Source organism: Pseudomonas sp. CJQ_9, assembly GCF_043106615.1.
GTDB lineage: Bacteria > Pseudomonadota > Gammaproteobacteria > Pseudomonadales > Pseudomonadaceae > Aquipseudomonas > Aquipseudomonas juntendi.
This window is the reverse complement of sequence record NZ_JBICMS010000029.1, coordinates 1-9794: the sequence shown is the minus strand read 5'-3', so window position 1 is coordinate 9794 and position 9794 is coordinate 1. Positions and strand designations below refer to the sequence as shown.

Here is a 9794-nt window from a genome sequence, read left to right as displayed (position 1 = left end):
CAAATTACTTAACTGACTGGCATTAACTTTCGGGTGTCATTTTTTTGCCTGGCCCTGCGCAAACGGCGACACCGGCGTTCCAGTCAGTAATCCGCGGGTGCTTCCAGCAACATCTGCCGGAACTCCGCCAACGGCAACGGCCGGCTATGCAGGTAGCCCTGGTACAGGTAGCACCCCAGCTGCTCCAGAAACTCCAGCTGCTCTGTGAGCTCGACCCCTTCGGCAATCACCGCCAGGTCCAGGCTGCGGGCCATGGCGACGATGGCACGGACGATCTCGGCATCGTTCGGGTCGACAGTCGCATCGCGCACGAAGCTCTGGTCGATCTTCAGCGCATCGACCGGCAAGCGCTTCAGGTACGTCAGTGATGAGTAGCCCGTGCCGAAGTCATCCATGGCGAAACTCACCCCGTAGCGCTTGAGCTCGCGCATCTTGCTGATGGTGTCTTCCAGGTTCTGGATGACGATGCCTTCGGTGATTTCCAGCTTCAGCATCTTGCGTGGCAGGCGGTAGTCGTCGAGGCTGCGCAGTACCCGCCCCACGAAGTCGGCCTGGCGGAACTGCCGCGGGCTGATGTTCACGCACAGGCTGAAGTCGTCGGCGTCGATCAGGCCGTCCGTCAGCATGCGCGCGCAGGCGTCGCAGGCCTCGTCCAGGATCCAGCTCCCCACTTCCAGAATCAGCCCGCTTTCCTCCAGTACCTGGATGAACTGCGCGGGTGGCTGCTGGCCAAGTTGCGGGTGGTGCCAGCGCAGCAGCACCTCGGCACCGACGATGCGGTTGTCACGGGCATCCACCTGCGGTTGGAAGTGCAACGCCAGTTCGCCGCGGGCCAGGGCCAGGCGCAGGTCGTTCTCCATGCGCAGGCGTTCGCTGGCGGCCTTTTGCATGGTGGTGTGGAACAGCTGGGTGGTGTTGCGCCCGGAATCCTTGGCCCGGTACAGGGCGATGTCCGCGCGTTTGAGCAGGTCGGCCGGCGTGGCGCCATGGTCGGGGATCAGCGCCACGCCGATGCTTGGCGTGACCTGCAGGCGCTGGCCATCCAGCGACATGGGCTCGGCCAGCAGCTCGCGCAGTGTGTCGGCCAGTTCGCGCACTTGTGCTTCCACCACTTCCCGGCTGCCCTCCAGGCCACTGAGCAGCACCACGAACTCGTCGCCGCCCAGGCGCGCCACGGTGTCTTCCAGGCGCACGCTGGCTTCCAGGCGCGCGGTAATGATCTTCAGCACCGCGTCGCCCACCGGGTGGCCCAGCGAGTCGTTGATGTGCTTGAAGTGGTCAAGGTCGAGGAACAGCAGCGCCCCGCGCAGGTTATGGCGCTTGAGCAGGGCGATCTGCTGGCTGAGGCGGTCCATCAGCAGCGCGCGGTTGGGCAGGTTGGTCAGCGGGTCGTGGTAGGCCAGGTGCCGGATCTGCGCCTGGGCGTTCTTCAGCTGGCTGACGTCGCGGGCGGTCAGCAACAGGCAGTCCACTTCATTGAGGGTGATCCGCTCGACCGACACCTCCACGGTCAGGATATCGCCGCGCTTGTTGCGCCCAAGCATCTCGCGGTGATGAACCCGGCCGCGCTCGCGTAGCTCGGCGAGCAAGGCGCCGCGTTGCTTGTCATCGGCCCAGATGCCGATTTCGTAGACTGTCTTGCCCACCACCTGCGCAGCGCTGTAGCCGGTCAGGCGACAGAAGCCATCGTTGACTTCCAGGTAGCGGCCACTGTTGTATTCGGTGATGGTGATGGCGTCAGGGCTGGAGTGGAAGGCCTTGGCGAACTTTTCCTCGCTGGATTTCAGGGCCGCTTCGGCGCGTTGCTGTTGGGTGATGTCGCGCAGGGTGGTCACGCTGCAGGGCTGGTCGTCGACAGTAATCAGGCGGCTGGAGATCACGCACGTCAGGGGCGCCCCACTGCGATGGTTGACGACCACGGCGACATTGCTCAGCGCCTGTTCGCGGATCACCCGTTCGATCCGTTGCGCACGCTCGATGGATTCGGCCCACAAGCCGATCTCCTCGGCAGTGCGGCCAAGCACTTGCTCGCTGCTCCAGCCGAAGTTCTGGGTGAAGGCCGGGTTGATCTCGATGAACTGGCCAGTGTCCTGGCGGGTAACGCAGATGGGGTCAGGGCTGACCTGGAACAGGCTGGCGAACTTCTCCTCGGAGGCGCTCAGGCGCTGCTCGCGTTCGACCTGGTCGGTAATGTCGAGCAGCGTGCCGGCCATGCGCAGCGGGTTGCCCTGGTCGTCCCGGTAAAGCCGGGCGCGGCTCTCGATGTAGCGCGAAACGCCGTTTTCCAGCTGCACCCGGTAGGTGATCTGGTAGTTGCCGGCAGGGCCTTCGCGCAGGCTTCGGTAGGCCTGGCGCATCGAGTTGCGCTCTTGTTCCGGTACACCCTCGAAGAAGGCGTCGAACGACTCGTGGAAAGGAGTCGGCGGCAGGCCGTGCAACTGCGCGGCGCGGGCCGAGCCATAGAGCATGCCGCTGGGGATATGCCAGTCCCAGGTGCCCAGCTGCGCCGAGTCCAGGGCCAGGTCCAGGCGCTCCTGGCTGTCTTTCAGGGCCTGCTCGGCGCGCTTGCGCTCGCTGGTATCGACGAAGGTGCTGATCAGGAAGGTCACGCCTTCCAGTTCGATACCCTGGGTACAGAGAATGCCGTCGTGCACCTTGCCGCTGATGGCCCGGAACTGGACCTCCATGATCTGCGGGTCGCCGTTGGCACGGGTCGATTCGATTACCTGCTGACGCTGCTCGGGGTTGACCCACAAGCCCAGCTCCAGGCTGGTCTTGCCGATGACCTGGCTGCCAGGCCAGCCGAACATGTCTTCGAAATGCTGGTTGACCTCGAAGATCATGCCGTCGTGGCGGCGGGAGAGCAAAATGGCGTTGGGGCTGAGGTGGAACAGCGTGGCGAAGCGCTTCTCCGAGTTGATCAATGCCGCTTCCCGTTCGCGCTGGCGGGTGATTTCACGTACCACCCCGATCATCTGTGGCCGGCCATGCTGGTCGTGGGTCAGGCTGCCGTTGATCTCCAGCCAGTGCAGGCTGCCGTCCGGCCAGCGGATGCGGTGGCGCATGGCGCGTTCCACCGGCTCGCCGTTGAAAATCGCCTGGAACACCTGGCGGGTACGGGCGCGGTCCTCTTCGGGCAGCAGGTCGAGGTAATCGGCATCGGCGGGCAGCGGGCGCTGGGGGTCGAAGCCGAACAGCGCCTGGGTGCCGCGTGACCAGCTGACCCGGCCGCTTTCGATATCCCATAGCCAGGCACCCAGGCGAGCGCCGTTGAGCGCGGCCAGCAATTGTGGGGCGTTCTGCCAGGCCTGCTCGGATTCCTGCGGGTCGGCCGCAGGTATTCGCGGCAGGCGCAAAAAGCGGTTCACTGATTTGGGCATCGGTACCAGACCTTTGGCGTAAGACGCGTCCTTGGAGTTGGAAATGCCGGGCTGACGGCCGGTCAGGCGGACCCCGCGTGGCTGTCGAGCAACGCCATGAACGCCCTGGCCGCGTTCGACAGCGTACGCTCCGTGTGCAAAATGTAGCCTAGCTGGCGCGACAGCTGTATGCCGGGCAAGGCGATGGGTGCAACCTGTTCATCGAGCATGGTGCGCGGCAGCACGCTCCAGGCCAGGCCGATCGATACCATCATCTTGATGGTTTCCAAGTAGTTGGTGCTCATGGCGATGTTCGGCGTCAGGCCCTGGCTTTCGAACAGGCGCTGGACGATATGGTGGGTAAACGTGTTGCCACCGGGGAACACCGCCGGGTGGCGGGCGACATCGGCCAGGCTCACTGCCTGGTTGTTGGCCAGCGGGTGCTCAGGCGCCGCGACGAAATCCAGGGCGTCGTTCCATACCGGTACCGCCTTGACCAGGTGGTGCGGTTCGGGCGCCAGGGTGATCACGGCAATTTCGGCGCGGCCATGAAGAATTTCGTCGTAGGCCTGTTCTGAATCCATGAACTGAATATCCAGTGCTACTGCTGGGTATTCGCGGGTGAACGCCCGTAAAAGCGGGGGCAGACGGTGCAGACCGATATGGTGGCTAGTGGCCAGGGTCAGCCGACCACTCACTGCCCCGTTCAGGTTGGTCAGCGCCCGTCGGGTATCATCGAGGACGTTGAGGATCTGGTAAGCGCGGGGCAGCAGTGCCCGCCCGGCCTCGGTCAACGTCACTTCACGCCCCAAACGGTCGAACAGGCGTACGTCCAGCTGCTGCTCCAGGCCCGCGATGCGCTTGCTGATGGCGGGCTGGGTCAGGAACAGGCGTTCCGCTGCCCCGGAAAAGCTGCCGCTTTCCGCAATAGCGATAAAGGCACTAAGGTTGGCCAGGTCCATGGTTTGGTATTCCTTTTGGCTATCCAAAGCATAAAAATTATGAATTTGAGTTATTCAATCTAACCCCATAGCATCGTCCATACAAGCCAAGGGGTTTTTGGCACAGAAAGACGCTGATGAGGAACAGTCTGATGGCTGGCAAAACGCTCTACGACAAACTCTGGGAAGCCCATGAGGTCAAGCGCCGTGATGACGGCTCGTCCTTGATCTACATCGATCGCCACATCATCCACGAAGTGACATCGCCCCAGGCCTTCGAAGGCCTGCGCCTGGCCAACCGCAAACCGTGGCGCATCGACGCCAACATCGCGACGCCGGACCACAACGTGCCAACCACGCCAGAGCGCAAGGGCGGTATCGAGGCCATCGTCGACCAGGTGTCGCGCCTGCAGGTGCAGACTCTCGACGAGAACTGCGACGAATACGGCATCGTCGAATTCAAGATGAACGACGAGCGCCAGGGCATCGTCCACGTCATCAGCCCGGAGCAAGGCGCCACCTTGCCGGGCATGACCGTGGTCTGCGGCGACTCGCACACCTCGACCCATGGCGCGTTCGGGGCTCTTGCCCACGGTATCGGCACCTCCGAGGTCGAGCACGTGCTTGCCACCCAGTGCCTGGTCGCCAAGAAAATGAAGAACATGCTGGTCCGGGTGGAAGGCGAGCTGCCGGCCGGCGTCACCGCCAAGGACATCGTCCTGGCCGTGATCGGCAAGATCGGCACCGCCGGTGGCAACGGCCACGCCATGGAATTCGCCGGCAGCGCCATTCGTGCGCTGTCGATGGAAGGCCGCATGACCATCTGCAACATGTCCATCGAAGCCGGTGCCCGCGTGGGCCTGGTGGCCACCGACGCCACTACCGTTGCCTACGTCGAAGGGCGCCCCTACGCGCCGAAGGGCGAGCAGTGGAAGCAGGCGGTCGAGGCGTGGAAAGACCTGGTGTCGGATGACGACGCGGTGTTCGACACCGTGGTCGAGCTGGATGCCAGCCAGATCAAGCCGCAAGTCAGCTGGGGCACTTCGCCCGAGATGGTCCTGGCCGTCGACCAGCGCGTACCGGACCCGGCCGCCGAAGCCGACCTGGTCAAGCGTGGCTCGATCGAACGTGCCTTGAAGTACATGGGGTTGACGGCCAACCAGGCCATCACCGACATCAAGTTGGACCGCGTATTCATCGGCTCGTGCACCAACTCGCGCATCGAAGACCTGCGTGCCGCGGCGGAAATCGCCAAGGGCCGCAAGGTGGCCGCCAGCGTCAAGCAAGCCATCGTCGTGCCGGGTTCGGGCCTGGTCAAAGCGCAGGCCGAACGTGAAGGCCTGGACAAGATCTTCCTCGAAGCCGGTTTCGAATGGCGTGAACCAGGCTGCTCGATGTGCCTGGCGATGAACCCGGACCGCCTGGAGAGCGGCGAGCATTGCGCCTCCACCTCCAACCGCAACTTCGAAGGCCGTCAGGGCGCCGGTGGGCGTACCCACCTGGTCAGCCCGGCCATGGCCGCCGCTGCCGCGGTAGCCGGTCATTTCATCGATGTTCGCGAGTTGATCCAAGGGAGCGCAGCATGAAAGCCTTTACCCAGCACACTGGCCTCGTCGCACCGTTGGACCGTGCCAACGTAGACACCGACCAGATCATCCCCAAGCAGTTCCTCAAGTCGATCAAGCGCACCGGCTTTGGTCCGAACCTGTTCGACGAGTGGCGTTACCTGGACGTGGGCCAGCCTTACCAGGACAACAGCAAGCGCCCGGTCAACCAGGAGTTTGTGCTCAACTACCCACGCTACCAAGGTGCCAGTGTGTTGCTGGCGCGGGAAAACTTCGGTTGCGGCTCCAGCCGCGAGCACGCCCCTTGGGCGCTGGACGAGTATGGCTTGCGCAGCATCATTGCGCCGAGCTTCGCTGACATCTTCTTCAACAACAGCTTCAAGAATGGCTTGCTGCCCATCATTCTCAGCGATGAGGAAGTGGACGAGTTGTTCAAGCAGGTGGAAGCCAACCCGGGCTACCAGCTGACCATCGACTTGCAGGCCCAGGCAGTGACCCGCCCAGACGGCAAGGTGCTGCACTTCGAGATCGACGTCTTCCGCAAGCACTGCCTGCTCAACGGCCTGGACGATATCGGCCTGACCCTGCAGGACAGCGGTGCGATCAAAGCCTTCGAGGGCAAGCACCGTGCTGCGCAGCCTTGGCTGTTCCGGGATGCCTGAATGATGTAGCCGGGTTTGCTGGCCTCATCGCCGGCAAGCCAGCGCCCACCGGGTTCCCACAGCTTTCAGGCTGTGGTGCTCCTGTGGCGCTGGCTTGCCGGCGATAGCGCCCGTAGAGCCAACCCAGACCCATAAAGGATTAAGACATGACCAGCAGCCAACACACCGACGTGGTCCAACGCCAGTTCGGCGAACAAGCCAGTGCCTACCTCAGCAGCGCTGTGCACGCCCAGGGCAGTGAATTTGCCTTGCTCCAGGCCGAACTGGCCGGGCAGGGCGCCGCCCGTGTGCTGGACCTGGGCTGCGGTGCCGGGCATGTCAGCTTCCACGTCGCGCCGCTGGTCGCCGAAGTGGTCGCCTACGACCTGTCGCAGCCCATGCTCGATGTGGTCGCCAGCGCCGCTGCCGAGCGCGGCCTGGGCAATATCATCACCGAACGCGGCGCGGCCGAACGCCTGCCGTTCGCCGATGCATCGTTCGACTTCGTTTTCAGCCGCTACTCGGCCCACCACTGGAGCGACCTGGGCCTGGCCTTGCGCGAAGTGCGCCGGGTGCTCAAGCCAGGCGGCGTGGCGGCGTTCATCGACGTGATGTCACCGGGCAGCCCGCTGCTCGACACCTACCTGCAAACGGTAGAAGTGCTGCGCGACACCAGCCACGTGCGCGATTATTCCGCCGCCGAATGGCAGCGCCAGGTCAGCGAAGCCGGTTTGCACGTGCGTAGCCACACCCGCCAGCCGCTGCGCCTGGAGTTTTCCAGCTGGGTCGAGCGCATGCGTACCCCCGAGCCGATGCGCGTGGCTATCCGCCAATTGCAGCAAGCCATGGGCGAAGAAGTACGGCAGTATTATCAGATCGACAGCGATGGCTCGTTCAGCAGCGATGTACTGGTGCTGTGGGCAGAGCGATAAGTTTTTTTCGGTGGGGCCCGCTTGGCCGCGCCGTGTGAATGGATAGAGGAAAGCATGAGCAAGCAGATTCTGATTCTCCCAGGTGACGGTATCGGGCCGGAAATCATGGCCGAAGCGGTCAAGGTGCTGGAGCTGGCCGACGACAAGTTCCAGCTCGGTTTCAGCCTGGCGCATGATGTGATTGGTGGCGCTGCCATCGACAAGCATGGCGTGCCCCTGGCCGACGAAACCCTGGAGCGTGCGCGCAAGGCCGACGCGGTCTTGCTGGGCGCGGTGGGCGGGCCGAAGTGGGACAAGATCGAGCGTGATATCCGCCCGGAGCGCGGCCTGCTGAAAATCCGTTCGCAACTGGGCCTGTTCGCCAACCTGCGCCCGGCCATCCTCTACCCGCAACTGGCCGATGCGTCTTCGCTCAAGCCCGAGATCGTTTCCGGCCTGGACATTCTCATCGTTCGTGAGCTGACCGGCGGCATCTACTTCGGCGCCCCACGCGGCCAGCGTGAGCTGGAAGGTGGCGAACGCCAGGCCTACGACACCCTGCCGTACAGCGAAAGCGAAGTGCGCCGCATCGCGCGTGTCGGTTTCGACATGGCCCGCGTGCGTGGCAAGAAGCTGTGCTCGGTGGACAAGGCCAACGTGCTCGCTTCCAGCCAGCTGTGGCGCGAAGTGGTCGAAGACGTGGCCAAGGACTACCCGGATGTGGAACTGAGCCACATGTACGTCGACAACGCCGCCATGCAACTGGTGCGCGCCCCCAAGCAGTTCGACGTGATGGTGACCGACAACATGTTTGGTGACATTCTGTCGGATGAAGCTTCCATGCTGACCGGGTCCATCGGCATGCTGCCTTCGGCCTCCCTGGATGCCGACAACAAGGGCATGTACGAGCCTTGCCACGGCTCGGCCCCCGACATCGCCGGCCTGGGTATCGCCAACCCACTGGCGACCATTCTGTCGGTGTCGATGATGTTGCGTTACAGCTTCAATCAGTCGGCCGCCGCCGAGGCGATCGAGAAGGCCGTGAGCCTGGTTCTGGACCAGGGGCTGCGCACGGGCGACATCTTCTCGGAAGGCTGCACCAAAGTTGGTACGCAGGAAATGGGCGACGCAGTAGTCGCAGCCCTGCGGAATCTGTAATCTCTCTGGCCCGCCACCCCAAATTCCTGGTGGCGGCCCACTTTTAGCAAAGGTGTAGTTGCGATGAAACGTGTAGGTCTGATCGGTTGGCGCGGTATGGTCGGTTCCGTGCTCATGCAGCGGATGCTGGAGGAGCAGGACTTCGACCTTATCGAGCCGGTGTTCTTCACCACCTCCAATGTGGGTGGCCAAGGCCCGAACGTGGGCAAGGATACAGCGCCGCTCAAGGACGCTTATTCGATTGAAGAACTCAAGACCCTCGACGTTATCCTGACCTGCCAGGGCGGCGACTACACCAACGAGGTCTTCCCCAAGCTGCGTGAAGCCGGGTGGCAGGGTTACTGGATCGACGCCGCCTCGTCCCTGCGCATGCAGGACGACGCGGTCATCATCCTCGACCCGGTCAACCGCAAGGTCATCGACCAGCAGCTGGACGCCGGTACCAAGAACTACATCGGCGGCAACTGCACTGTCAGCCTGATGCTGATGGGCCTGGGTGGCCTGTTCGAAGCTGGCCTGGTCGAGTGGATGAGTGCCATGACCTACCAGGCAGCCTCGGGCGCCGGCGCGCAGAACATGCGTGAGCTGATCAAGCAGATGGGTGCTACCCACGCGGCCGTCGCCGACGACCTGGCCAACCCGGCCAGCGCCATTCTCGACATCGACCGCAAGGTCGCCGAGGCCATGCGCAGCGAAGCGTACCCGACCGAGAACTTCGGCGTACCGCTGGCTGGCAGCCTGATCCCGTGGATCGACAAGGAACTGCCGAACGGCCAAAGCCGTGAAGAGTGGAAGGCCCAGGCCGAGACCAACAAGATCCTCGGCCGCTTCAAGAGCCCGATTCCGGTCGACGGTATCTGCGTGCGCATCGGCGCCATGCGTTGCCACAGCCAGGCGTTGACCATCAAGCTGAACAAGGACGTGCCGATTGCCGATATCGAAGGCATGATCAGCCAGCACAACCCTTGGGTGAAACTGGTGCCTAACCAGCGTGAAATCAGCATGCAGGAGTTGTCGCCGACCAAGGTCACCGGCACCCTGAACATTCCGGTTGGCCGCCTGCGCAAGCTGAACATGGGCTCGCAGTACCTGGGCGCGTTCACCGTGGGTGACCAACTGCTGTGGGGCGCTGCTGAGCCACTGCGCCGCATGCTGCGGATTCTGCTGGAGCGTTGATCGTTCTGGTTCGTCTGAAAACCCGTGCTGGCAACAGCACGGG

Annotated in this window: 7 protein-coding genes; 5 read left to right on the top strand and 2 right to left on the bottom strand. The window is 63.4% G+C overall.

Annotated features, from left to right (window positions below; translation table 11 throughout):
* Positions 1-83: 83 nt before the first annotated feature.
* On the bottom strand, positions 84-3380 hold the full coding sequence (locus ACF8SD_RS05135) for a PAS domain S-box protein (RefSeq protein ID WP_173890677.1): 3297 nt from the start codon (positions 3378-3380) through the stop codon (positions 84-86).
* A gap of 62 nt (positions 3381-3442) precedes the next feature.
* Complete coding sequence (locus tag ACF8SD_RS05130) at positions 3443-4321, bottom strand: LysR family transcriptional regulator (RefSeq protein WP_173890675.1); 879 nt, start codon at positions 4319-4321, stop codon at positions 3443-3445.
* Between the two features lie 131 nt (positions 4322-4452).
* Between ACF8SD_RS05130 and leuC the strand changes: the two genes are divergently transcribed.
* The 5 genes from leuC to asd all read left to right on the top strand — a co-directional run bounded on the left by leuC (position 4453) and on the right by asd (position 9751).
* Entirely contained in the window at positions 4453-5886 is a 1434-nt protein-coding gene (leuC, locus tag ACF8SD_RS05125) for a 3-isopropylmalate dehydratase large subunit (protein WP_009681665.1), read from the top strand.
* Complete coding sequence (gene leuD / locus ACF8SD_RS05120; RefSeq protein WP_392483984.1) at positions 5883-6527, top strand: 3-isopropylmalate dehydratase small subunit; 645 nt, start codon at positions 5883-5885, stop codon at positions 6525-6527. The genes leuC and leuD overlap by 4 nt, the downstream gene beginning before the upstream one ends.
* A 146-nt stretch (positions 6528-6673) precedes the next feature.
* Positions 6674-7438 (top strand): class I SAM-dependent methyltransferase, encoded by a 765-nt coding sequence (locus ACF8SD_RS05115; protein ID WP_392483983.1) that lies wholly within the window; start codon positions 6674-6676, stop codon positions 7436-7438.
* A gap of 54 nt (positions 7439-7492) precedes the next feature.
* On the top strand, positions 7493-8575 hold the full coding sequence (leuB, locus tag ACF8SD_RS05110; protein ID WP_173890671.1) for a 3-isopropylmalate dehydrogenase: 1083 nt from the start codon (positions 7493-7495) through the stop codon (positions 8573-8575).
* 63 nt (positions 8576-8638) lie between these two features.
* Complete coding sequence (gene asd, locus ACF8SD_RS05105) at positions 8639-9751, top strand: aspartate-semialdehyde dehydrogenase (protein ID WP_173890670.1); 1113 nt, start codon at positions 8639-8641, stop codon at positions 9749-9751.
* Positions 9752-9794: the final 43 nt, after the last annotated feature.